Source organism: Paenibacillus sp. FSL R10-2748, assembly GCF_038005565.1.
GTDB classification, from domain to species: domain Bacteria; phylum Bacillota; class Bacilli; order Paenibacillales; family Paenibacillaceae; genus Paenibacillus; species Paenibacillus polymyxa_B.
Genome location: NZ_JBBOTK010000014.1, coordinates 40,984 through 65,034, shown reverse-complemented (window position 1 = coordinate 65,034; position 24,051 = coordinate 40,984). Strand labels below are relative to the sequence as shown.

Annotated in this window: 23 protein-coding genes and 1 riboswitch; of the genes, 19 read left to right on the top strand and 4 right to left on the bottom strand. The window is 49.6% G+C overall.

What is annotated here, in order from left to right; translation table 11 throughout:
* Positions 1–84: 84 nt before the first annotated feature.
* The 9 genes from NSS66_RS25795 to purF all read left to right on the top strand — a co-directional run bounded on the left by NSS66_RS25795 (position 85) and on the right by purF (position 10,446).
* Positions 85–519: a universal stress protein gene (locus NSS66_RS25795; protein ID WP_023987046.1), complete on the top strand. Its 435-nt coding sequence runs from the start codon at positions 85–87 to the stop codon at positions 517–519.
* Positions 520–869: 350 nt separating this feature from the next.
* A riboswitch (purine riboswitch) is annotated at positions 870–971 on the top strand.
* A gap of 148 nt (positions 972–1,119) precedes the next feature.
* Positions 1,120–1,605, top strand: coding sequence for a 5-(carboxyamino)imidazole ribonucleotide mutase (gene purE, locus NSS66_RS25790; protein WP_160789755.1), 486 nt, complete (start codon positions 1,120–1,122; stop codon positions 1,603–1,605).
* Positions 1,602–2,777 carry a 5-(carboxyamino)imidazole ribonucleotide synthase gene (purK, locus tag NSS66_RS25785; RefSeq protein ID WP_279835296.1) on the top strand — a complete coding sequence of 392 codons (1,176 nt, stop codon included), beginning with the start codon at positions 1,602–1,604 and terminating at the stop codon, positions 2,775–2,777. The genes purE and purK overlap by 4 nt, the downstream gene beginning before the upstream one ends.
* A 2-nt stretch (positions 2,778–2,779) precedes the next feature.
* Positions 2,780–4,078 (top strand): adenylosuccinate lyase, encoded by a 1,299-nt coding sequence (gene purB / locus NSS66_RS25780; RefSeq protein ID WP_028541984.1) that lies wholly within the window; start codon positions 2,780–2,782, stop codon positions 4,076–4,078.
* 801 nt (positions 4,079–4,879) lie between these two features.
* The gene (locus tag NSS66_RS25775; protein ID WP_025719826.1) at positions 4,880–5,761 is read left to right on the top strand and encodes a phosphoribosylaminoimidazolesuccinocarboxamide synthase; all 882 of its coding nucleotides are present in this window, start codon (positions 4,880–4,882) and stop codon (positions 5,759–5,761) included.
* 58 nt (positions 5,762–5,819) lie between these two features.
* Entirely contained in the window at positions 5,820–6,065 is a 246-nt protein-coding gene (gene purS / locus NSS66_RS25770) for a phosphoribosylformylglycinamidine synthase subunit PurS (RefSeq protein ID WP_013308797.1), read from the top strand.
* A gap of 4 nt (positions 6,066–6,069) precedes the next feature.
* Positions 6,070–6,759 (top strand): phosphoribosylformylglycinamidine synthase subunit PurQ, encoded by a 690-nt coding sequence (purQ, locus tag NSS66_RS25765; RefSeq protein ID WP_023987050.1) that lies wholly within the window; start codon positions 6,070–6,072, stop codon positions 6,757–6,759.
* Positions 6,737–8,980 carry a phosphoribosylformylglycinamidine synthase subunit PurL gene (gene purL, locus NSS66_RS25760; protein WP_023987051.1) on the top strand — a complete coding sequence of 748 codons (2,244 nt, stop codon included), beginning with the start codon at positions 6,737–6,739 and terminating at the stop codon, positions 8,978–8,980. The genes purQ and purL overlap by 23 nt, the downstream gene beginning before the upstream one ends.
* Positions 8,965–10,446: an amidophosphoribosyltransferase gene (purF, locus tag NSS66_RS25755; RefSeq protein WP_023987052.1), complete on the top strand. Its 1,482-nt coding sequence runs from the start codon at positions 8,965–8,967 to the stop codon at positions 10,444–10,446. The genes purL and purF overlap by 16 nt, the downstream gene beginning before the upstream one ends.
* Before the next feature lie 407 nt (positions 10,447–10,853).
* On the opposite strand, the gene NSS66_RS25750 is transcribed toward purF, so the two are convergent.
* The gene (locus NSS66_RS25750; protein WP_139116758.1) at positions 10,854–11,039 is read right to left on the bottom strand and encodes a hypothetical protein; all 186 of its coding nucleotides are present in this window, start codon (positions 11,037–11,039) and stop codon (positions 10,854–10,856) included.
* A gap of 138 nt (positions 11,040–11,177) precedes the next feature.
* On the opposite strand from NSS66_RS25750, the gene purM reads away from it, so the two are divergent.
* From purM to NSS66_RS25700, 10 genes are all read left to right on the top strand, one after another.
* Positions 11,178–12,218, top strand: a complete 1,041-nt coding sequence (gene purM, locus NSS66_RS25745; RefSeq protein WP_023987053.1) for a phosphoribosylformylglycinamidine cyclo-ligase — start codon at positions 11,178–11,180, stop codon at positions 12,216–12,218.
* On the top strand, positions 12,218–12,832 hold the full coding sequence (gene purN / locus NSS66_RS25740; protein ID WP_340960067.1) for a phosphoribosylglycinamide formyltransferase: 615 nt from the start codon (positions 12,218–12,220) through the stop codon (positions 12,830–12,832). The genes purM and purN overlap by 1 nt, the downstream gene beginning before the upstream one ends.
* A gap of 130 nt (positions 12,833–12,962) precedes the next feature.
* Positions 12,963–14,510 (top strand): bifunctional phosphoribosylaminoimidazolecarboxamide formyltransferase/IMP cyclohydrolase, encoded by a 1,548-nt coding sequence (gene purH / locus NSS66_RS25735; RefSeq protein WP_013308804.1) that lies wholly within the window; start codon positions 12,963–12,965, stop codon positions 14,508–14,510.
* A gap of 70 nt (positions 14,511–14,580) precedes the next feature.
* Entirely contained in the window at positions 14,581–15,846 is a 1,266-nt protein-coding gene (gene purD / locus NSS66_RS25730; protein WP_023987055.1) for a phosphoribosylamine--glycine ligase, read from the top strand.
* A gap of 125 nt (positions 15,847–15,971) precedes the next feature.
* Positions 15,972–16,649: a TetR/AcrR family transcriptional regulator gene (locus NSS66_RS25725; RefSeq protein WP_075153736.1), complete on the top strand. Its 678-nt coding sequence runs from the start codon at positions 15,972–15,974 to the stop codon at positions 16,647–16,649.
* Positions 16,650–16,748: 99 nt separating this feature from the next.
* On the top strand, positions 16,749–17,606 hold the full coding sequence (locus tag NSS66_RS25720; RefSeq protein WP_025723274.1) for a substrate-binding periplasmic protein: 858 nt from the start codon (positions 16,749–16,751) through the stop codon (positions 17,604–17,606).
* Between the two features lie 85 nt (positions 17,607–17,691).
* The gene (locus NSS66_RS25715; RefSeq protein ID WP_013308808.1) at positions 17,692–18,339 is read left to right on the top strand and encodes an amino acid ABC transporter permease; all 648 of its coding nucleotides are present in this window, start codon (positions 17,692–17,694) and stop codon (positions 18,337–18,339) included.
* A gap of 14 nt (positions 18,340–18,353) precedes the next feature.
* Complete coding sequence (locus tag NSS66_RS25710; RefSeq protein WP_080751596.1) at positions 18,354–19,103, top strand: amino acid ABC transporter ATP-binding protein; 750 nt, start codon at positions 18,354–18,356, stop codon at positions 19,101–19,103.
* Positions 19,104–19,157: 54 nt separating this feature from the next.
* Positions 19,158–19,583 (top strand): OsmC family protein, encoded by a 426-nt coding sequence (locus NSS66_RS25705; RefSeq protein WP_023987060.1) that lies wholly within the window; start codon positions 19,158–19,160, stop codon positions 19,581–19,583.
* A gap of 184 nt (positions 19,584–19,767) precedes the next feature.
* Positions 19,768–21,021 carry a serine hydrolase gene (locus NSS66_RS25700; RefSeq protein ID WP_053324654.1) on the top strand — a complete coding sequence of 418 codons (1,254 nt, stop codon included), beginning with the start codon at positions 19,768–19,770 and terminating at the stop codon, positions 21,019–21,021.
* Between the two features lie 40 nt (positions 21,022–21,061).
* Here the strand turns inward: NSS66_RS25700 and NSS66_RS25695 are convergent, their stop codons facing one another.
* Genes NSS66_RS25695 through NSS66_RS25685 form a run of 3 tightly spaced genes read right to left on the bottom strand, consistent with a single transcriptional unit; the run spans position 21,062 to position 24,017 of the window.
* Complete coding sequence (locus NSS66_RS25695) at positions 21,062–22,039, bottom strand: FecCD family ABC transporter permease (RefSeq protein WP_053324655.1); 978 nt, start codon at positions 22,037–22,039, stop codon at positions 21,062–21,064.
* On the bottom strand, positions 22,036–23,040 hold the full coding sequence (locus tag NSS66_RS25690; RefSeq protein ID WP_053324656.1) for a FecCD family ABC transporter permease: 1,005 nt from the start codon (positions 23,038–23,040) through the stop codon (positions 22,036–22,038). Before NSS66_RS25690 ends, NSS66_RS25695 begins: the two co-directional genes overlap by 4 nt.
* The gene (locus tag NSS66_RS25685) at positions 23,037–24,017 is read right to left on the bottom strand and encodes an ABC transporter substrate-binding protein (protein WP_160789297.1); all 981 of its coding nucleotides are present in this window, start codon (positions 24,015–24,017) and stop codon (positions 23,037–23,039) included. Before NSS66_RS25685 ends, NSS66_RS25690 begins: the two co-directional genes overlap by 4 nt.
* Positions 24,018–24,051: the final 34 nt, after the last annotated feature.

Here is a 24,051-nt window from a genome sequence, read left to right as displayed (position 1 = left end):
TCCAGTGATGACATGGCATGAACAACAGGACTACATATTTCAGGCTTTGGAATCAACAAACTGAATGAGGAAGAGGTGCGTATTATGCTATTTTCAAAAATATTGCTTGCTTATGACGGTTCGGATGCATCCAACAAGGCTTTGTTGAAGGCGACTGAATTGGTCAAGGCATCACCGTCCTCGCAGCTTGAGGTGGTAACAGCATTTGATTTTCCACGGATTTTTATGGGCGAAGGTTTGGCTCCTATTCCAGCTTCGGTGAATAAAGAATATTACGATTTGGCCGAACAAACTACGGATGAAGTTAAAAAGCGGCTTGCTGAGCAGGGCGTAGATGCCAAGGTGGAGCTCATTCAAGGTTCGCCAGCCGAAGTCATTTTGGATTATGCCAATGAGAATGACTTCGATGTGATTGTGATTGGTAGCCGCGGTTTAGGTGGTATCCGTGAATTCGTATTGGGTAGCGTAAGCCACAATGTGGTGCAGCATGCGCGTATTCCTGTGCTGGTCGTAAAATAACTGAATAAAAAAGTAAAAGTCGGTTTACTGCCTGTATAGGGAGTGCCGACTTTTATTTTTGTCAGTGAAATGCGGTGCGCTCGCTGTTATCAGGATAGGTGAGAGATAGCTAAATGTAATACAATAGTCCTGACCTATGGGTATATAAGGGTGTTGATTTTGTTAAACACGAACATTCTATTGTATGGTTATTATAATGTTCGTTTTCAAGTTGACATAAGGTGTAGGGAATTGTTAAACTAGGAAGTGTATTGTCGATAAAAAATGAACTTAAGGTGCAATTTAATAAGGTACACATGTTTGAGCCGAAACTGACCACGATCATACTTGTAAAGAATATCGTTGGGTATGGAATAGGCACAATGCTAACTCGTATAATGCCGGGGATATGGCCCGGAAGTTTCTACCTGGAAACCTTAAATTTCCGGACTACGGGAGACATACGGCTGAAGCCGCATTGGATGCGGTGGAAGAGGCTTGCTTTTGGCATGCCTTTAAGAGGCTCTGTCGTTTGTTTTTTCGTAGTCCGGTGTCTTGAAAATAACGTTATTTTCGAGTGCCGGATTTTTGGCGCTTATTGATAAACAGGGAGTGAAGGACATGTCAGTGCAGGTCGCTGTCATTATGGGCAGCACATCAGACTGGGACACCATGCAGCATGCATGTGCTGTGCTGGACGAGCTTGAAATCGGATATGAGAAAAAAGTAGTTTCAGCCCATCGTACACCGGATTTAATGTTTCGTTTTGCAGAAGAGGCCGCCGGGCGTGGACTAAAGGTCATTATTGCTGGAGCGGGTGGGGCTGCGCATCTGCCAGGGATGGTGGCTGCGAAGACATCCTTGCCGGTCATTGGTGTGCCTGTTCAGTCGAAGGCTCTGAACGGTCTGGACTCCCTGCTCTCCATTGTGCAGATGCCGGGTGGTATTCCGGTTGCCACTGTGGCAATCGGTAAGGCAGGTGCTACGAATGCAGGGCTGCTGGCAACACAAATATTAGGCGCTTTTGACGAAAAGATAAGCCAGCGGGTTTTGGCGAGACGCGACCGTATCCGTGATGAGGTGCTGGAAGGCAGTGACTCGCTATGAATGGGGCATGTGAACCCACAGGCCGTATCAGACCTCCTGGTACAACGATTGGACTTTTGGGAGGCGGGCAATTAGGAAGAATGCTTGTACTGGCGGGAACCAGTCTAGGATATCGCTTTGTGACACTGGACCCTACACCGGATAGCCCATGTGGACAGGTGTCAGAACAAATCCGCGCTGCCTATGATGATGAGCATGCAGCCAGAGAGCTGGCTGAGCGGTGCGATGTGATCACGTATGAGTTTGAAAATGTGGACGCGGGTGTGGCTGCACTTTTGGAACAGGAATCCAGCGTTCCGCAAGGCAGCAGTCTTTTGTACACAACCCAGCATCGTCTGAGAGAGAAGCGTTCTATTGAAGCTGCTGGTGTCCCTGTCGCTCCGTATCGTGAAATCAGTAGTCCTGCGGATATGGTTCAAGCGGTAGCTGAACTGGGTGTACCGTGTGTGCTCAAGACAGCAGTCGGTGGTTATGATGGCAAGGGACAAGTGGTCATTCGCCAACCGGAGGAAGCCACGGCTGCCTACGAACAACTGGCAGGAGGCGGTGCAGAACTGGTATTGGAACAGTTCATTCGTTTTCGCTGCGAAATCTCGGTGATTGTAGCTCGCAGCACGAACGGTGAAGCCAAAGCCTTTCCACCTGCCGAAAACATTCACGTGAACAATATTTTGCACACGTCGATTGTGCCTGCGCGTGTGCCAGAACCTGTCCAGGAGGAAGCGCGAAAGTTAGCGCTGGCTGTGGCAGAGTCGCTGGGTGCGGTGGGACTGCTCGCTGTGGAGATGTTTGTCACCGAAGATGGACAATTGTACGTTAATGAGTTGGCACCACGACCGCATAACTCCGGCCATTACACGATGGAGGGATGCGCGACGTCGCAATTCGAGCAGCACATACGTGCGATTTGCGGTTTACCCTTGGGCAGCACGAAGCTGCTGACTTCCGTCGTGATGGTCAATGTGTTAGGTGAGCATTTGGAGGGCGTGGTTCGGCGGTTTGCGCAATCGGATGTTGAAGCTGAAAGATTGGATGTTGTACCCAAGCTGCATTTGTATGGAAAAAGTGAAGCCAAGCCAGGCCGAAAGATGGGACATATTAATCTATTGTGCCAGGATGCGGAACAAGCGCTGGAATGGATTGAACAAACCAATATTTGGGGGAATAAATAGTCATGATCGAACGCTATAGCAGACCGGAAATGAGAGCCATTTGGACGGAAGAAAATAAATTTAAAGCGTGGCTGGAAGTAGAGCTGTGTGCCTGTGAAGCTTGGGCGGAATTAGGGGTTATCCCAAAAGAGGATACTGTGGCTCTGCGTAAGAATGCAAGTTTTGATATTGAACGGATCTATGAAATTGAGCAGGAGACAAGACATGATGTCATTGCTTTTACCCGCACGGTGTCCGAAAGTCTTGGAGACGAGCGCAAATGGGTACATTATGGTTTGACTTCCACAGACGTAGTTGATACGGCACTGGGCTACCTGTTAAAGCAGGCGAATGAAATCCTGGAGCGCGATATCTTGAATTTTATTGAAATTTTGAAGGAAAAGGCATTGGCTTACAAGCATACACCGATGATGGGACGTACACACGGAGTACATGCTGAGCCAACAACGTTTGGACTGAAGATGGGATTGTGGTACGAGGAAATGAAGCGCAATCTGGAACGCTTTCGTTTTGCGGCTGACCAAGTACAATACGGTAAAATGTCCGGTGCAGTGGGAACATATGCCAACATTGACCCGGCTGTAGAAGAATTTGTATGCCGCAAGCTGGGCACCAAGCCTGCACCGATTTCTACACAGACGCTACAGCGCGACCGTCATGCCGAATACATGGCAACATTGGCGTTGATCGCCACATCATTGGACAAATTTGCTACAGAAGTCCGTGCTCTGCAAAAGAGTGAGTTCCGCGAGGTGGAAGAAGCCTTTGCCAAGGGTCAAAAAGGATCTTCCGCGATGCCGCATAAACGCAATCCGATCGGAAGTGAAAACATCTCCGGTCTGGCACGCGTGATTCGTGGGCATATGGTATCGGCGTATGAGAACGTAACCCTGTGGCATGAACGCGACATTTCGCATTCTTCCGTAGAACGCATCATTCTGCCGGATGCAACGATGCTGTTGAACTACATGCTGAACCGTTTTGGTAATATCGTAAAAAATCTGACGGTCTTCCCTGAAAATATGAAGCGCAATATGGCCCGTACGTACGGCGTACCGTTCTCCGGTCGTATTATGACCAAGCTGATCGACAAAGGCTTTAGTCGTGAAAAAGCTTACGATACTGTGCAGCCGCGTGCTATGCAGGCGTGGGAAGAGCAACGCCAATTCCGCGAAATCGTCGAGACGACCCCGGAAATTACTGCCGTGCTCAGCGCAGACGAAATCGAGGACGCGTTCAACCCAGCCTGGCATCTGAAGAACGTGGATACGATCTTCAAAAAGCTGGGATTAGGGGAGTAGGAGGGAATGTTGGTGCGTGGTGAGGCCGCTGCGCGAACGGATCATTCTTCCGATTGCTGTTGCCCCTGGATTCCTGTGATTGTATAAGACCAGATATTGGTTGGAATCCAGAGGCAAAGGCAAGCGCTAACGCTTCTCCAGAACGATTCCGTCCGCTCCGCTGCTTCCAGCACCAACCTTCATGAGGGAGCAGGAGCGAGGGTGGTGCGGCACATAAGATGCCGCACCACCCCGAAAGAAACGATAGAAAAGCGTGTTCCACTGCTTTTCTATCGCAGGCAACGTTCTCGTGAGGGCTGCCGAATTTGCGTAGCAAACAGCCCGCGGCCCTCACGAGCACGCGCAGGCTCAAGAAGCGAAGCCTTGAGCCACCGTATCCGTGCGCATGCGTAGCATATGCGCACAACAGGCGAAGCCCAATGCTCGCTGCACGGCATGCCGAGCTACGGCCACGGGCAGAATGGTTTGGCGGTATGTAGACGCTGAACCACGATTGAGCTGTAAGCGGCATAAAACTTGTCGCTTAGAGTCGGAAGCGTGAATACATTGTTAATACGTAAAAACGTCGATCTGTACTAACGTAAAAGCGTTGCTGGATGAGGGCTTGTGCCAACAAGCCTTCATCCAGCGGAACGCGCTCACTCCACCGTAGCTCCAGTAACCCGCCATCCCCTGCTCACTAGCCAACCCTTGCGGGAGTCCCGAGGGCAGCAGCCCTGGGGGTCCTCCCTGAGGGGAGGATTTAGGAGGGGCAAGGTTGATTTAGGAGCGGTAATACTCTTTTGAAAGAGGTGTAATGAAATGTCATTGTCTACTGCCGAAGGTCTGATCCATGCGCCGCTCTTGTACAAAGGCAAGGTGCGTGAACTGTATGATCTCGGAGAGCATTTTCTGATTGTCGTGACGGACCGAATTTCGGCTTTTGATTATGTGTTAGAGCCGCCCGTGCCCGAAAAGGGGAACGTGCTGAATAAGCTCAGCGCTTTCTGGTTTGAGCAGACGAAAGACTTGTTGGAAAACCATGTCGTGCACACCGATGTGAACAAGCTCGGGCATGTGATCGACGAACAGAATAAAGAGTTGCTGAAGGACCGTATCATGGTCACGCTGAAGGCTGAACGCATCGACATTGAGTGTGTGGTGCGCGGATATATTACCGGAGGCGGCTGGCGTCAGTATGAGCAGAACGGTGAGGTGAACGGCATTCCATTGCCAGAGGGACTGCGTAAAAATGAGCGCTTTCCCAAGCCTTTATTTACACCGGCTGCAAAAAATGATGTTGGACACGACGAGGACATTTCTCTCCATCAGATGAAAGAGCTGGTCGGGGTTGAATTGACAGGCGAGCTTGAAGAAAAAAGCCTGGCGTTGTACGAATTTGCACGTGCTTTCTGTGAGAAGCGGGGGATTATTTTAGCCGATTGCAAGTTTGAGTTTGGTCTTGTTAACGGTAAGGTGATTTTGATTGACGAAATTTTCACTCCAGATTCATCCCGTTTTTGGGCTCAGGAAAAGTATGAGCTGGATGTTGAGATTGACAGCATGGACAAGGAGCCGGTACGAAGCTATTTGGCATCATCCGGTTGGGACAAGAATAGCAAGCCCGATCCGTTGCCTGCTGAGGTCGTAGAAGAAACAACTGCAAGATATACGGATATTTGGCGGCGTCTGACGGCACAGTAAATAGTAATCATAATTCAACCAAAAGGATTCACTCATTCGGAGGAGGAACTGAAGGAACATGATGAAAGCAACAGTCTATGTCACGATTAAGCAAAGCGTTTTGGACCCGCAGGGGGTTGCGGTGCAAGGCGCACTGCATTCTATGGGTTTCGGAGAAGTGGACAGCGTCAGAATTGGTAAGTATATGGAATTGAATCTGGATACAACAGACCGCGAGAGTGCTGAAAAGCGCATCATTGAGATGTGCGAAAAGCTGTTGGCCAACACGGTCATTGAAGACTACCGCTACGAACTGGAGGGCTGATTCCATGAAATTTGCAGTTCTGGTTTTTCCGGGCTCCAACTGTGATATTGACTGCTATAAGGCGGTAGAGGACACGGTCGGTGAACCTGTCGATTATGTTTGGCATACTGCGACGGATCTGTCGCCTTATGATTGTATTCTTGTTCCAGGAGGCTTCTCTTACGGGGATTACCTGCGTTGCGGCGCGATTTCCCGGTTTGCTCCGGTGATGAAGGAAGTAGCCAAAGCGGCTGCTGAGGGGAAATACATTTTAGGTATCTGTAACGGTTTTCAAATTCTGACTGAAGCTGGGCTGTTGCCAGGCGCTTTGCGCCGTAATCTGTCGATGAAATTCCGTTGCCATGATACGGTGTTGAAGGTTGCGAATAACCAAACACCTTTTACAAAAGATTACGCTGCTGGTGAAGAGATCGTCATTCCGATCGCCCACGGCGAAGGCAACTATTACTGTGATGATGAGACGCTGGCTCGCTTGCAGGCGAATAACCAGATCGTATTTACGTATAGAGATAATCCAAACGGTTCCGTGACGGATATCGCAGGGATTTGTAATGAACAAGGAAACGTGCTGGGCATGATGCCTCATCCGGAACGCGCGGTGGACGCATTGCTCGGAACGGATGACGGCAAACGTATGTTTACATCTATTTTGAATGCTTGGAGGGATCGACATGGCGCAGCAAGTGTCCGCTAAGGAACCGACGGCAGAGCAGGTTGCCGAACATAAACTGTATCAGCAGATGGGTGTATCGGACAGTGAATATGCGTTGATCTGTGAATTCATGGGACGTCAGCCGAATTATACGGAGATTGGCGTATTCAGTGTCATGTGGTCAGAGCATTGTGCTTACAAAAACTCTAAGCCGTTGCTGCGTCGTTTTCCAACGAGCGGTCCGCGAGTTCTGATGGGACCCGGCGAGGGCGCAGGCATTGTAGATATCGGTGACAATCAAGCGGTTGTATTTAAAATCGAAAGTCATAACCATCCGTCGGCTGTGGAGCCTTTTCAAGGGGCAGCGACTGGGGTAGGCGGTATCATCCGTGATATTTTCTCCATGGGTGCAAGACCTGTCGCGGTGTTGAACTCTCTGCGTTTTGGGAAGCTGGAGAGCGACCGTGTGAAATATTTGTTCGAGCATGTGGTATCTGGTATTGCGGGATATGGGAACTGTATCGGTATTCCGACTGTAGGTGGCGAGGTTGTATTTGATGAAAGCTACGAAGGCAATCCGCTCGTTAATGCAATGTGTGTCGGACTGATTGACCATGATAAGATCCAGCGTGGTGTTGCTAAAGGGGTCGGTAACCCGGTGTTCTATGTGGGCCCGCCGACAGGTCGTGATGGGATTCACGGAGCGACATTCGCATCGGTTGAGTTGACAGAAGAATCTGAGGCGAACCGGACTGCGGTTCAAGTAGGCGATCCTTTTATGGAGAAGCTGGTTATGGAATCCTGTCTGGAACTGATCGACAGCGGTATTGTGCTGGGTATTCAGGATATGGGTGCCGCAGGACTTACCTGCTCCAGCGCGGAGATGGCGAGCAAGGCTGGCAACGGCCTGGAGCTGTATCTGGATCAGGTACCGCAGCGTGAAGAGGGTATGACACCTTATGAAATGATGCTGTCCGAATCACAGGAACGGATGCTGTTCGTAGTAGAGCCTAAGGATGAAGCACAGGCACTGGAAATTTTCGAGCGTTGGGGTGTTATTTGTGCCAAGGTCGGTAAAGTGACGGATGACGGTCGTTTGCGTTTGTTCCATCACAATGAAGTGGTCGGAGATATGCCAGTGACGGCGCTGGTTGACGAGTGTCCGATTTATGACAAGCCTTCCGAAGTCCCTGCTTATTATGAGCAAAATGCTGCTATTGACACACTTCGTTACGCTGAAGTGACGGATTTGAACGGTGCGTTGAAAAAGGTGCTGTCTTCACCAAGTGTAGCCAGTAAGAAATGGGTATACGAGCAGTATGACTACATGGTTCGCACGAGTACAGCCGTTCGTCCGGGATCGGATGCAGCTGTAGTGACTGTGCGCGGAACTCGTAAGGGACTCGCCATGACGACAGATTGTAACGGACGTTATGTATACCTTGATCCAGAGGTAGGTGGACGGATTGCAGTCAGCGAAGCAGCGCGTAACATTGTATGCTCCGGCGGCGAGCCGTTGGCGATTACGGATAACCTGAACTTCGGTAACCCTGAAAAGCCGGATATTTTCTGGCAAATGGAAAAAGCCGTGGACGGTATGGCAGAGGCTTGCCGTGTACTGGATACACCTGTTATCGGGGGCAATGTCAGCTTGTACAATGAAAATGCTAAAGGCTCCATCTATCCGACGCCTGTTGTCGGTATGGTAGGTCTGGTACATGATACAGATCACATTACGACACAAGGCTTCAAAGCCGAAGGTGATGTAATTTTCCTAGTGGGGGAAACGAAGGCCGAGCTGGGAGGCAGTGAGTTCCAAGCTGTCGTACACGGTGTATCCGAGGGACGCCCACCTGAGCTGGATTTGAACGTAGAGAAAAAACTGCTGACTGCGGTACTGGGAGCGATTCAGACCGGATTGGTACAATCTGCGCATGATTTGGCAGAGGGCGGATTGGCTGTAGCGCTTGCAGAATCCGGGATTAGCGGCGGATTGGGAGCACAGGTCAACGTAGAAACGAGCTTGCGTCCTGACCATGCGTTGTTTAGCGAAACTCAATCCCGTATTTTGTTATCTGCATCGCCGGATAAAGCGTCTGCTCTGGAAGCACATCTGCGTGGTTTGGAAGTGCCAGTTACCGTATTAGGAAAAGTTGAAGGATCACAATTGACAGTTGAGGTGAACGGACAACCCGCTTTGAACGAGGCAGTCGCCAGTTTGAAGCAAATCTGGGAGGATGTCATTCCATGTCTGATGAAATAACAGCACGGACGTTGTGGACTGGAGATTATTATAATGAAGGCTCTGGTAAAGAGGGGCTGTTTGATAAATTAAAAGAGGAATGCGGCGTGTTTGGAGTATATAGACACTCCGATGCCGCTTCCCTAGCATATTACGGATTGCATGCACTCCAGCATCGCGGGGAGGAAAGTGCGGGCATCTGTGTGAGCAGTGGCGACGAGTTCCATTATCATCGTGGAATGGGGCTTGTAAAAGAAGTATTCAATAAAGATTTGATGGCTTCGCTGACAGGCGATATTGCCATAGGACATGTGCGCTACTCGACAAGTGGAGACAGTAAGCTAACGAATGCACAGCCTTTGGTGTTTAAATATCGTGACGGCGATCTAGCGGTAGCTACGAACGGGAATATCGTGAATGCTTTGCAAATCCGGCATGAGCTGGAGCAGGGCGGGTCTATTTTTCAAACGACCAGCGATACAGAAGTAGTGGCGCATTTGATCGCACGATCTTCCAAGGATTTGGTGGAGGCCGCCAAAGATGCATTGAAGCGTATCGTCGGAGGATTTGCTTTTCTCATTATGACCAATGATAAACTGCTGGTCGCTTCTGATCCCAATGGCTTGCGTCCGTTGACGATGGGCAGATTAGGTGATGCATATTTGTTTGCTTCCGAAACCTGTGCTTTGGAAACGATTGGAGCAGAGCTGTTGCGCGATATCGAGCCGGGTGAACTGTTGGTGTTGGACAAAAATGGTCTGCACGAAGACCGTTACAGTGAAGGCAAGCATCGTAAAGCACTGTGCGCGATGGAATATATTTATTTTGCCCGTCCTGACAGTGATTTGAATGGTTCCAATCTTCATGCTGCACGCAAAAGAATGGGGAGCCAGATGGCGCTGGAAGCTTTTGTCGATGCGGATCTGGTGACAGGAGTGCCGGATTCCAGTATTTCGGCTGCGATTGGTTATGCAGAGCAGACAGGTATTCCTTATGAGCTGGGCATGATTAAAAATAAATACACTGGACGTACCTTCATTCAGCCGAGTCAGGAGCTACGCGAGCAGGGTGTGAAAATGAAGCTGAGCGCTGTACGACGTGTTGTTGAAGGTAAACGAGTCATTATGATCGACGATTCTATCGTACGGGGCACTACATCCCGTCGAATCGTGAATATGCTGCGGGATGCAGGGGCACTGGAGGTACATGTACGTATTACCTCACCGCCTTTCAAAAACCCGTGCTTCTATGGCATCGACACGCCGGATCGCCGGGAACTGATCGCTTCGTCTAAAACCGTCGAGGAAATTCGTGAGGAAATTAACGCCGATTCGCTCTACTTTATGAGCGCTGAGGGTTTGATTGCCGCTGTAGGTGGATATAACGAACAGGATTACAAAGGCGGCTTGTGCCTAGCCTGTTTCGATAATGATTACCCGACTCAGGTAGATTTCAAAGGTGAAGAAAAGTTCGGATGTAGTTGCTGAGAAAAGGGGACAAAAGAAGCACAGTGGTGCATGGCAGGAATGGGGATGTCGGTTTTGAGGGGGCCACTCCGCGTGTGGAAGGTTCTTCCGATCGCTGTTGCCGCTGGATTCCTGGATTGGAATAACCCATTACAGGGTTAGAATCCAGCGGCAAAGGCGAACGCTTTCGCTTCTCCAGAATCCTTCCACCCGCTCCGTTCCTCAGGTGTGCAGCATTTTGCAGCAGTGACTGTACCTCTTCTGTTCCCACGGGGAAGAGGATAGGTAAGGCAGTTAAAAACTCATGGCATAACTATTTCATGCCATGAGTTTTTAACGGAGCGGTGACTCACAAAAAGTCACCCTGCTCTTATAAGGTTGAGCCAGCGAAGCGAAGCTCAACAGCAGGCAAGGCGAAGCTGCCTGCCTCAATGGTCAAATAAGTAAGCCGCCCGTTGGCGCTGCTCACTTATTTGACCGGCACGTCCCCGCCTTTGCGAAGCAAACAGCCCGGGACGTGCCCCGCCGCCACTGCATAGGCGGCCTCGCACTAAAGCGTGTCCTTTGTATTCGCGGGTATAGCCCACGAATACAAAGGACAACACGCGACTCACAGCACGAACCAACCACCAAGCAGCACCCAACCTTACACATCTGACCGACTCTTGAGGGGTCCAGGGGGAGCAGCCCCATGGAATCCTCCCTGCTAGGGAGGACTTAGGAGGGTCAATCATTTGAAGGAGTGTTCATGAATGTCCGAAGCATACAAAAACGCAGGGGTAGATATCGCTGCCGGTAATGAAGCAGTAGAACGGATGAAAAAGCACGTTAAACGTACCTTCCGTCCCGAAGTGCTGACGGACTTGGGCGGATTCGGTGCGTTGTTCGGCCTGAATAAGGATAAGTACGATGAGCCTGTACTCGTTTCCGGTACCGATGGTGTCGGCACGAAGCTGAAGCTTGCTTTCGCAATGGATCGTCATGACACCATTGGTATTGACGCGGTTGCGATGTGTGTAAACGACATTATCGTCGGGGGCGCGGAGCCACTCTTTTTTCTGGATTACCTCGCTTGTGACAAGGTTGTACCCGAGAAAATTGAAGCTATAGTCGCTGGAATCGCAGAGGGTTGCCATCAATCGGGCTGTGCGCTGGTCGGCGGTGAAACCGCAGAAATGCCAGGGATGTACAGCGAGGGTGAATATGATATTGCCGGATTCACGGTAGGCATTGTAGATAAAAGCAAAATCATCAACGGTAGCTCGATTGCTCCCGGAGATACCGTTATTGGACTGGCTTCAAGTGGAGTTCACAGTAACGGCTTCTCACTGGTTCGCAAGCTGTTATTAGAACAGCAGGGCTATGATTTGCATGATGAAATCGAAGGCTTGAACGGCAAACTGGGCGATGTACTGCTGGAGCCGACGAAAATTTACGTGAAATCCGTTTTGGCATTGCTGGACAAGGTAAAAGTAAAAGGCATGGCGCATATCACAGGTGGCGGTTTTATTGAAAATATCCCTAGAGTGTTACCGGATCACGTCAATGTGGATATAGAATACGGCACTTGGCCGATTTTGCCAATCTTCCAGCTCATGCAGGAAAAAGGCGCAATCTCCAACAAAGACATGTTCACAACCTTTAATATGGGAATTGGAATGGTAATCGTTGTAGGCGAAGAGCATGCACAGACTGCACTGGAAGTTCTGAAGGAACAGGGCGAAGCTGCATATGTGATCGGAAAAGTAACGGAAGGCAGTTCTATCGTGACCTTTACGGGAGCCGAGGTGTAATGAACGAGTACCGGATTGCTGTTTTTGCATCAGGCGAGGGGACGAATTTTCAGTCATTGGTGGATGCGGCTGCACGAGAAGAACTGGGCGGCGCCTCGGTAGAATTGCTCATCTGTGACAAGCCTGCGGCTCCTGCCGTAGCTAGAGCACAGAAAGCTGGAATTGCGTGCCATACTTTTCGACCCAAGGAATATCTTTCTCGAGAAGACTATGAGCGTGAACTGGTGACTTTACTGGAGCAGAAATCGATTGATCTCATCGTGTTAGCTGGCTACATGCGTTTGCTATCCAGCGTCATGGTCGATGCCTACGCAGGAAAAATCATTAATATTCATCCGTCACTACTTCCGGCATTTCCAGGGAAAGATGCTGTTGGACAGGCATTGGCCTATGGGGTCAAGGTAAGTGGCGTCACCGTTCATTTTGTGGACGGGGGCATGGATACGGGTGCCATTATTGCCCAGCGTGTCGTGGAAGTTGACGACCATGTTACAGCGGAATCCTTATCCGCAGCCATTCAATCCGTGGAACGTCAGCTATATCCAGAGGTAGTTGGCAAATTGGCCCAAGGCAAAATCCAATTAAATGGTCGCAAAGTGATTTCACTTCTCTAAGAATGATTGTAATTTGTCATATCATTGTCATATCAAGGATGCTGTACAGGCATTTTCCGATATTTCTCGGGAAATAAAATGATAAAAGAGAATTTTGCAAAATTCTGAAAGAGCTAAAGGAGGAGACAGGGTGAGTATTAAAAGAGCGCTCGTCAGCGTATCGGATAAGCGGGGGATCGTGGAATTTTGCCGCGAGTTGTCCAAATTGGGTGTGGAGATCGTTTCGACAGGGGGAACGAGCAGCTTGTTGTCGAAGGAGGGCATTCCCGTCATCGGCATTTCAGAGGTAACGGGTTTTCCTGAAATTATGGATGGACGTGTTAAAACACTCCACCCTGCGGTACACAGCGGCTTGCTGGCTGTTCGGGATAATGAAGAGCATCAGCGTCAGATGAAAGAACTTGGATTGGGTTATATAGATCTGGTCGTTGTGAATCTGTATCCTTTTGCGGAAACGATTGCCAAACCCGGTGTAACTTATGAGGACGCGATTGAAAATATCGACATCGGCGGTCCAACGATGCTGCGTTCTGCGGCAAAAAATCATGCTTTTGTCAGTGTGGTGGTCGATGCTGATGACTATAGCACAGTGCTGGAGGAAATCCGTAAGGATGGCGATACGGAACTGAATACCCGTAAGCGTCTGGCCGCAAAAGTTTTCCGTCATACGGCGTCATACGACGCTTTGATATCCGATTATTTGTCGAATGTGACAGGCGAGCCGTTGCCTGAGCGATACACCGTAACCTATGAAAAAATTCAGGATTTGCGTTATGGCGAAAATCCGCATCAGCAGGCGGCATTTTACCGTGAGCCATTGGCGGCAAAGGGTACACTGACAACAGCGAAACAACTTCACGGCAAAGAGCTGTCTTACAATAACATCAATGATGCTAATGCTGCTTTGCAAATCGTTAAAGAATTCAGCGAACCTACAGTAGTAGCAGTTAAGCATATGAATCCTTGCGGTGTGGGAATCGGCGGCAGTATTTATGAAGCGTACAGCAAGGCGTATGCAGCTGATCCAACCTCGATTTTTGGTGGCATCGTAGCGGCTAACCGGATTATTGATGGTGATACAGCGAATAAGCTGAGTGAGATCTTTTTGGAAATTGTACTGGCACCGGGATTTACGAAAGAAGCATTGGAGATTTTAACGAAAAAGAAAAATATTCGTTTGCTTGATCTGGGTGAGCTTTCCCGGTCTGAACAGGCAGAGAGCCGTTTCGTCGTGACTTCCATTGAAGGCGGCATGGTAGTTCAGCAAAATGACATTCACGCTGTAGACTCGGATGCACTTACAGTTGTAACGGAGCGGGCACCATCCGAGGAAGAACTGAAACAGCTTTTGTTTAGCTGGAAAGTGGTTAAGCATGTGAAATCCAACGCCATCGTACTGGCGGCAGATAATATGACCATTGGCGTAGGCGCAGGACAAATGAACCGTGTCGGTGCGGCCAAGATTGCTATCGAGCAGGCCGGTGACAAAGCAAAAGGTGCCGTACTGGCATCCGATGCATTTTTCCCGATGGGCGATACGTTGGAGCTGGCAGCTAAAGCAGGCATCACAGCAGTTATTCAGCCGGGCGGCTCCATCAAAGACGAAGAGTCCATCAAGGTTGCTAACGAATACGGCATTGCCATGGTCTTTACAGGCGTACGTCATTTCAAGCACTAACTTGTATGAGTTGAGGATGCAGCAGCATTTTCACCTGAACAATCTAATGGGAGCGGGAGGAAACACCTGAATGGATATTTTGGTTATCGGAGGGGGCGGCCGCGAACATGCAATTGTGTGGGCGCTGAAGAAGAGCCCCAAGGCCGGGCAAATCTATTGCGCACCAGGCAATGCTGGTATCGGACAGTTAGCGGAGTGCGTGCCGATTCCGGTGAGTGACTTTGACGCGCTGACAGAGCTGGCGGAATCCAAAAAGGTAGGACTTGTCGTGGTTGGTCCCGATGATCCGCTGGCAGATGGCATTGTGGATGCTTTTGAAGCGAAAGGCATTCCAGTATTCGGACCGCGTAAAAATGCAGCGGAAATTGAAGGCAGCAAAATCTTCATGAAGGATTTGCTCCATAAATATCATATTCCGACAGCAACCTATCGCAAGTTTTATACTTACGAGGAAGCACATGCATACTTGAAGGAGCAACCGATCCCAGTCGTCATCAAGGCAGACGGACTGGCGGCAGGCAAAGGGGTAACGGTCGCGTACTCGATGGAGGAAGCGGAAAAGGCTCTCTCTGACATTATGGTGGCCAAGGTGTTTGGTGAAGCCGGGGCACAAGTCGTGATCGAGGAGTTTCTGGCTGGTCAGGAAATGTCGATTCTCTCCTTTGTCGACGGTGAAACGGTTCGTCCGATGGCTGCGGCGCAAGACCACAAGCCAATTTTTGATGGTGACAAAGGGCCGAATACAGGTGGCATGGGTACGTATTCTCCGTTGCCTCACATAGCCAATTCCATTATTGAGGAAGCTATTGAGACGATTATTAAGCCGACGGCCAAGGCCATGGTTGCTGAAGGGCGTCCGTTCCGAGGTGTATTATTTGCTGGATTGATGATTTCGCCGGACGGCAAGCCAAAGACCATTGAGTTTAATGCACGTTTCGGTGATCCGGAAACTCAAGTGGTTCTGCCTCGTTTAAAATCCGATCTGCTCGATATATTTCTTGCTGCTGTAAATGGCACGCTGGATCAGGTGGAGATTGAGTGGAAGGATGAAGCGGCGGTGTGCGTGGTGCTGGCATCCGGAGGTTATCCTGCAGCTTACGCCAAAGGCGTACCTATCCACGGATTGGAACAGGTAGACGAAGCCATTGTGTTCCATGCTGGAACAGGCATCAACGAACAGGGTGAGTGGGTAACGAACGGCGGACGTGTATTAGGTGTGGTCGGCTTGGGACGTGATATTGCCGGGGCACGGAACAAAGCTTACGAACAGGCGGATCGTATTACCTTTGAAGGTAAACAAAACCGTACGGATATTGCGGCAAAAGCATTGCTGTAGCAGTAATATATAGGATAAAGAGGACCTCTGTGGAGGTTCTCTTTTTTCGTTTGACAAAAGTATACTTATCCTATAGGATTAAAAATACAAAACTGACTGACTGATCAATCGGGAGGAGGAAACCCATGCAGCCACGGAAGGCGAAGCAGTCCGAGACCGTCTCAAATGACCAACCTGCTGAGCACGCGGGAGAAGAAACAGACCGCAGAACACAGCTTCTTCACATTGCATTGAAGCGGTTCGCCGAGCAGGGTTACCATCAAACGAAGATTTCAGATATCGTGGTAGAGGCGGGAGTAGCCCAAGGCACGTTTTATTGGCATTTTAAAAGTAAAGAGGCACTGGCGCTGGAGATTATCGCTACTGGTCGTGAACAACTACTGTCAGCGATCGGACAGGGATATCGCCGTGACGCGGGAACGCTGGCTGATATGGTTAAGGCATCAGAGGCGCTGTTTGTTCGGTTATTTGATTTTGCATTGGAGAACCGCTATCTGATGGGTTTGCTGCTGATCGGCAGCGGTGTCGATGAACCGGTGCGCCAGAGTATCCGAGAGACAAGGGCCGCGATGGAGCTGGCATTCCGGCGCAATATGGAAAGAGCGATCGAGCTGAACATGTTGCCTGCTGAATTGGATGTCGAATTAAGGGCGGCACTACTCATGAGTATGATCGAAGGTGTCATTACACGCTGGCTATTCGGTTCAGAGGGAACACATGACCACATCACGCAGATAACTGCTAAAAGATTGGCAGCAGAGGCGGCTAATTTTGAGTTTTATGGACTATTAGGTCAAAGCTAGATGTGCAACATCGCATGAATGGGGCGTTGGCAACAAATAATATAGCCAAATCACATAGAAGAACTCAATCATTTACATCCAGACAGGAGAGAACGATACATGAAAACACGTAAAAAAGGGTTCTTGGTAACTACACTCATGGCTCTGGCATTGTTCAGCCTTGTGCTGAGCGCTTGCGGTACTAAGCCAGAAGCTTCTAATACTAGTAATGGAGCGGGTAGCAGTAATGTGGCAGCGAGTAACCAGCTCGAAGCAATCAAGAAGGCTGGTGTAATTAAGGTAGGCATGATGGGCACCTATCCGCCGTACAATTTTTTGAACGACAACAAGGAATTGGATGGATTTGATGTGGATATCGCCAAAGAATTGGCGAAGCGGATTGGAGTGAAACCGGAGTTCACGGCACAAGAATTCTCGGGACTGGTTCCAAGTTTGCAAAAGAAAAAATTCGATGCAGTGATTAGCCAGGTGACGATCACAGAGGATCGTAAGAAGGCCATTGACTTCACTGAGCCTTATATCACAAACAATGTAAACATTATCGTAAACAGCAAAACAAATGATATTACCAAGCTGGAGGACTTTAAAGGCAAAACCATTGGTGTCGGCTTGGGAACGAATGATGAATCTTATCTGCGGAATGAAGTACTACCGAAGGTAGGCGATTTTGAGATTAAAACGTATGATGATGTCATTACTTCCTTAAAGGATTTAAACTCTGGCCGTATTGACGCAACCATTAACAATCTGTATGCTCTCAAGCCCATTATTGATAAAAACGGGTTCCAAATTAAAGCCGTAGGCGAGCCGATTAAATCGGACCAAGCGGGTGTAGCTATTAACCAGAAAACTCCTGAGCTCAAAGAAGCCTTGAACAAGGCTTTGAAGGAAATGAAGGAAGACGGCACTTACAAAACAATTTTCAAAAAATGGTTTGGCGAGGAGCCAAAAGAATAACGTAAGCCTGTTAGAGGCGTCTGGCTCCAGTCTTGGCTTTTATGCTGACATGGGGCCACTCGTCTGAAAGAAGGGAATATAACCGATGCTTGAATTAATGTGGGAGAACGTCCCTTTTTTATTAAAGGGTGCTTATTATACGCTTTATATCACGATTGTCTCTATGTTTTTTGGCCTAATCATTGGTTTGGTTGTTGCTGTGGCCCGGTTGAAGGGGAATCGACCCGTTCGATGGCTGGCGCGCATGTATGTATCGATCATTCGGGGGACGCCGGTTTTGGTGCAGATTGCGGTCATTTATTATGGACTGGATGATTATGGCATATCATTCGGATCGCTGACGGCTGCTTGTCTGGCACTCAGTATTAATACAGGGGCGTACTTATCGGAGACGTTCCGTGGAGCTATTTTAGCCGTACCCCAGGGACAGACCGAGGCAGCTTATGCGACGGGAATGTCGCCCGGTCAAACGATGTGGCGCATTATTCTTCCTCAGGCGGTACGCATTGCAATTGCACCGATGGGGAATACATTTGTAGGTATGCTTAAAGAAACGTCGCTGGTGTCGGTTATCGGGGTCAGTGAATTGATGCGACAGGCACAGCTTTTACAGGCACAGTATTTGCTCTACATGCCGTTTCTGCTCGAAATTGGCCTGATGTACTGGATTATGAGCATTGGATTCTCCGCTATACTGGAGCGGGTGGAAAAGCGTCTGGCTCGAGCTTATTAAGGTGGAGATGATAGATGATGATAACAACAAACGGATTAGGTAAACGATTCGGACAGGTAGAGGTTCTGAAAAGCATTGATTTTCAGGTTGCTGCTCGTGAAATCGTCGTATTACTCGGCCCGAGCGGCTCAGGTAAAAGTACCTTGCTGCGCTGCCTGAACGGTCTGGAAGAGCTGTCTTCCGGCAAGTTTGAGGTGAATGGGATTGAGGTAGATGCTACGGCTCCCGTTCGTGTCCGCCAAGCAGCCATTCGTGATATTCGCAAACAGACGGGGATGGTGTTTCAGCAATTCAATCTGTATCCGCACAAAACCGCAATCGGCAATGTCATTGAAGGACTGCTGACAGTAAAAAAAATGCCGCGCGACAAGGCTATGTCCATCGGACAACGGTTGTTGGAGCGGGTGGGGTTATCGGATAAGCAGGATGTACATCCTTCACGTCTGTCCGGTGGACAGCAGCAGCGGGTAGCCATTGCACGTGCGCTGGCGATGGACCCGGCGATTATGCTGTTCGACGAGCCGACATCGGCGCTTGATCCCGAGCTGGTAGGGGAGGTGCTGGGTGTTATGCGAGAGTTGGCTCAAGACGGAATGACGATGGTCGTCGTTACTCATGAGATGAAATTTGCTCGCGAGGTGGCAGACAAGGTTATATTTATGGCAGATGGTATCATTTTGGAGGAGGCAGCGCCACAGGAATTTTTTGACACTCCCCAGCATGAGAGAACACAGAAATTTTTACGCCAAATCAGTGAGTTTTAAAGTAAGATCGAGGATAAATCATAGATTATTAAGATGGAAAGAAGGCCTTTGAACATGAAAGTATCTACAACTTGGCACGGCAAACGCGCGTTTACTTCGGAGGGACCATCCGGTTATTCTGTAGGGATGGATGCTACGGCGGCTTATGGCGGTGATGGTAAAGGGATGACACCCATGGAACTGCTGTTGGCAGGTCTGGCAGGATGTATGGGGATCGATATCACAATGATTTTGGATCGTTTCTTGTCGGACATTACTCGTATTGATATTGACGCAGAAGGTACGCGCAAGGAAGAAATGCCGACAGGCTTTACAGCGATTGATCTGACATTCCATGTAGATGGAGATATTCCAGATTACCGCGTATGGAAAGCGATTCAGATGGGTAAGGAAAAATATTGTGCAGTATCCGACTCCTTAAAAGCGGAAATTCGGATGCACCTCATATTGAATGGAACCGAAGTACCCTATCCAGCATAAGTGTCGAAGGGTAATGAAAGAGAGTCAGCCTGTGTTATGTACAGGAGGCTCTCTTTTTTTATGTTATTTGAAAATATGACACGTAATGAAACTTTTTGTACTGTGTTTTCGTTTAAAATAGAAATTGAAATATAAAAATGGGAAAATAAACCTGTGTATGAAGTGTATACAGGGGGAGGTTATAGTGAAACGAAAGCGCCTTATCATAGTAGCAACTATTTTGGCTACAGTGCTCATCGTTATGGGAGTGGCAACAGGATTACTATCTTTCATGCAGAATCAAGTGGCTAATCCCCCGAATACCGTCCGGCCCACAACTGCGATTGCAGCCGAGGTTGAGGGTGAAACAAAGGAACAGGATGCTGCCACGCGTTTACTTCATTTTGTGGAGGAGAATGCAGAAAAAGTTTCGATTACGATTCTGAGAGATGAAAAAAAGCTGGCAGGCCAAGAGGAAAACCGGATGATGCCTTTGGCGAGCACCGTCAAAACAATCATTGCGATCGAATATGCCAAGCAAGCGGCGGTGGATCAGATCAACCCGGATGACAGAGTGAAGCTGATTTCGCTGGAAAGGTTTTATTTGCCGGGTTTGGATGGTGGTGCTCATACGGCGTGGCTACAGAATATGGAGGCTAAAGGGCGGATACAGAATGAAACTGTATCTGTACGAGACGTCGCCAAGGGGATGATTCAATTTAGTTCCAACGCCAATGCGGAGTATTTAATGGACAAACTGGGGGTGGATGCGATCAATCGGACGAGAGCCAAAATGGGGCTGCAAAATCATGATCCCATTTATCCGTTTGTATCCTCCATTTTGATTCCCTACGAATGGATGAAGGAGAGACAAGGTGAGAATTGGAATAATACAAAGAATAATATTTCTGCCAAAGAAGCCATTCAGGCGATGTCGGACACGGAGTTTCGCCGATATGCCCGCGTGATTCATAACAAGCTGCGCCGTGATGTGAGTGGTTCTTACAAGAAAAACGCAGATATTGAGACCTGGTATGATCAGGATTATGACCGTATTAATACGGATCGTTTTATAGCTTCAACGACAGCCGATTATGCCTCTTTAATGAGTAAGCTGAACCGCCGTCAAGGGTTCACAAAAGCTGAGCAAAAGTTATTGTCCGAGGTCATGGAGGAACCATTTATGGTTCTTCCTGAAAACCAGCAATTCCTGAAACATACTGGGCAAAAAGGAGGCTCCACGGCTTACGTTTTGACACTGGCAATGTATGCGACAGATAAAGAAGGGCATTCGACAGAGCTAGCTGTCTTTTTTAACGATTTGGACCCTAGCACAAATGCCAGCTTTCCTGAAATGATAAATGTTTTTAAAAAGAGGTTACTGCATGATGAATCGTTTAGAGAAGAAGTTAATCGGCGTATCGGTGTACAGGTAGCGCTGCTAAACGCTAGAGTATAGTACTGCGTTTAGCAGCGCTGCGCAACTTCTTATCCTAATCCTATCCGCTGCCTTTTTGTTTGCGTTCCCGCAGCAATAGATACAGAAAATATGGCGCGCCAATGACGGCTGTCACGATGCCAGCGGGAATTTCGAGCGGCGGCCTCAGACCTCGTCCCAGCGCGTCAGCAAGGACGAGAATCAGGGCGCCGATCATCGCCGAGCCGGGCAATAGATAGCGGTGGCGATTGCCAAATAACCGCCGTGCCAGATGCGGTGCCAGCAGTCCGATAAAGCCGATGGAGCCGATGGCAGCAACACAGGAGGCAGCCAAGGCGACTGACACGGCTAGCAGTCCTGTACGCACGCGTTTCACGCTAAGTCCCAGCCCAGCAGAGCTTTCTTCATCTAGGCTCATAATGTCGAGCTTGCGCTGTAGGGTATAGGCGAGAGGCAGCAACACGATTAACCACGGCAGTAGCCCATACACTTCGTCCCAGCCTTTTCCCCACAGACTTCCAGCTAGCCAAGTGAGCGTGTCGCTGGCTTCGAGTGGATACTTGACCAGTATATAATCGGTCGCAGCCTGAAAAATAGCGCCCACCGCCAGTCCGGTCAAGGCTAGCATATTGGGACGCATGCCTCCCTTCATCGAAAGCTGTACGAGCAACAGTGCAGCTAGTCCGGCACCGACAAAGGCCGCTACAGGCAACAGCGCCACTGGGGATGAGGGTAGCAGTACGATGACGAGAACCGCCGCAAAGCCGGCCCCCTTGGATACACCTACCACATCTGGCGAGGCTAGCGGGTTGCGGATCATGCCTTGTAGCAGAACACCGGCTACTGCCAGCCCAGCTCCGGCCATGATGGCCAGCAGACCACGTGGCAGCCGATAGTGGTGAACGATGAACCAGGAAGAGGCATTCTGGTCAGTCAGAGCTGTGATCAGCTCAGAGGGCGTAATGTAGGTGCTGCCCACGCCTATAGCTATAAAAGCAACACCCAGCATTAGTGCGAGTAAAATCCACAGTTTTTTCATCGTGAAGTCCTCCCGTTCTTATGCGCCAGATATAAAAAGAAGGGCGCACCCACCAGCGCCGTTACAATACCAACGGGCGACTCATAAGGAAATGCAATGAATCGTCCAAGCACGTCTGCATATGTCAGCAGCAGAGCTCCGCAGATTGCAGACAGGGGAATGACCCGTTTGTAATTGTCGCCTGTAAACATCTTGATGATATTCGGCACCATCAGGCCCACAAAGCCGATGGACCCAGCTACCGCTATGGCAGAGCCTGCCAGCATAATCACTGAGGCCGAGGCCAGTAGACGGACAAGACGTACGTTTTGTCCCAATCCTTGTGCGACTTCCGTCCCGAGGCTCAGCACAGATAGCGAGGGGGCCAGCGCCAGCGCAAGGATCATACCCACGGCGAACCATGGCAGCACCAGACGCGTGTCGGCCCAAGTGGAACCATCGATGGCTCCGGCGAGCCAATACAGCACATCGGATATTTGCTCGTTGAACACGAGCAGTCCCTGGGTGATGGAGGCCAGCAACAGATGCACGGCCATCCCGGCAAGGGCCAGCTTAACCGGCGTCATGTCCGCCGTTCCGGCCAGCGCATATACGAAGGAGCCGCCTGCGATGGCCCCGGCAAAAGCAAAATAAATGCTGCCGGACGATCCGATATTCGGCAGCAGCACGACGGACAGCACGACAGCCAGCGAAGCGCCTGAGCTGACCCCGAATACCTGCGGCGAGGCCAGCGGGTTGCGTGTGATGGCCTGCATCAGGGCTCCAGCCACGGCGAGCCCCGCCCCGACGATTAGGCCAATAACGGCACGCGGTAGGCGTACCGTCAAGACAATGAGCTGATCCTTGGACGGATGCTCGGTGAACAGCGCAGTCAGCATGGTGGGGATGTCCATCCTGACTGGGCCAATCGCCACGCTGAGCAGCAATCCAGCCAGCAACGCAGCGATAAGTGCAAAGAAGACCGGCTTATTCAGCCGGTCGCGTGAGACTTGTCCGATCAACGGGAGCCGTCTCCTTTACTTTGCGCGGGATACAGAAGCGAAATGGCTTGCTCCAGTATTTTCTCGGCTGAGCCGAGTCCACGGTACCGGGTCCATAGTGCCCGGTTCACTTCGTAAACTTCCCCTTTTTTGACGGCCGTAATGTTTTGCCAAAGCGGGTTTTGCTTCCATTCCGCAATCAGCTTCTCATCGGCTTCCACCAAAAAGATCACATCAGGATCCGCTTGTGCAATCTGTTCCAGCGTCAGCTTGACGGTAGGCTCGCTTGTATTTTGAAGGGCATTGTGAATACCCGCTTGCTCCAGCAGTTGTCCATCAAAGGATGAAGCACCGTGAGCCGATAGTGAATCAGAGCGGAATACCCCTAGCAATACGCTACGTGACTCGCCAGCTTTGATGCCTTCTTTTAACTTTTCCATGGTAGCTTTATGCGCAGTGAGAATTTGCTCGCCTTTTTCCTTCTCGCCCAACGCATCGGCGATGACACCGAAGGATGCCAGGTTTTGTTCATAGGAGGAATTGCGGCTCTTTAGAACAATGGTCGGAGCAATCTCGCTTAGTTCTTTGTATATGCTTTTATGACGATTCAGATCGGCAATAATCAAATCCGGCTTCAGGGAGCTAATCGTTTCCAGGTTTGGCTGTTTGCGCGTGCCTACTGGTGTGAAGTTGATTTTCTTACCGAGCAACCCATCAATATCATCGTCATTTTCCTGAGCTATGCCGACAGGAGTAACGCCCAGTTGGGTTGTGGCATCGACAAAAGAGAATTCCAGGGTTACGATTCTTTTGGGTGTACCTGTAACCTTGGTTTCTCCCATCTCATGTTTAATCATTCGAGTGTCGCCTGTTGCTTGAGGTGCTACTGCGCTGTTATCTTGTGACTGGCGTCCACATCCCGCCATAATGACCGTCAGTAGTGCCAGGATCGCTGCAAGCAGCATGCCTGTGCGCAGTGGTTGTTTCGGTGTTGCCATACGTTATCCCCCGTTCCAGTATGATTATCAGAGA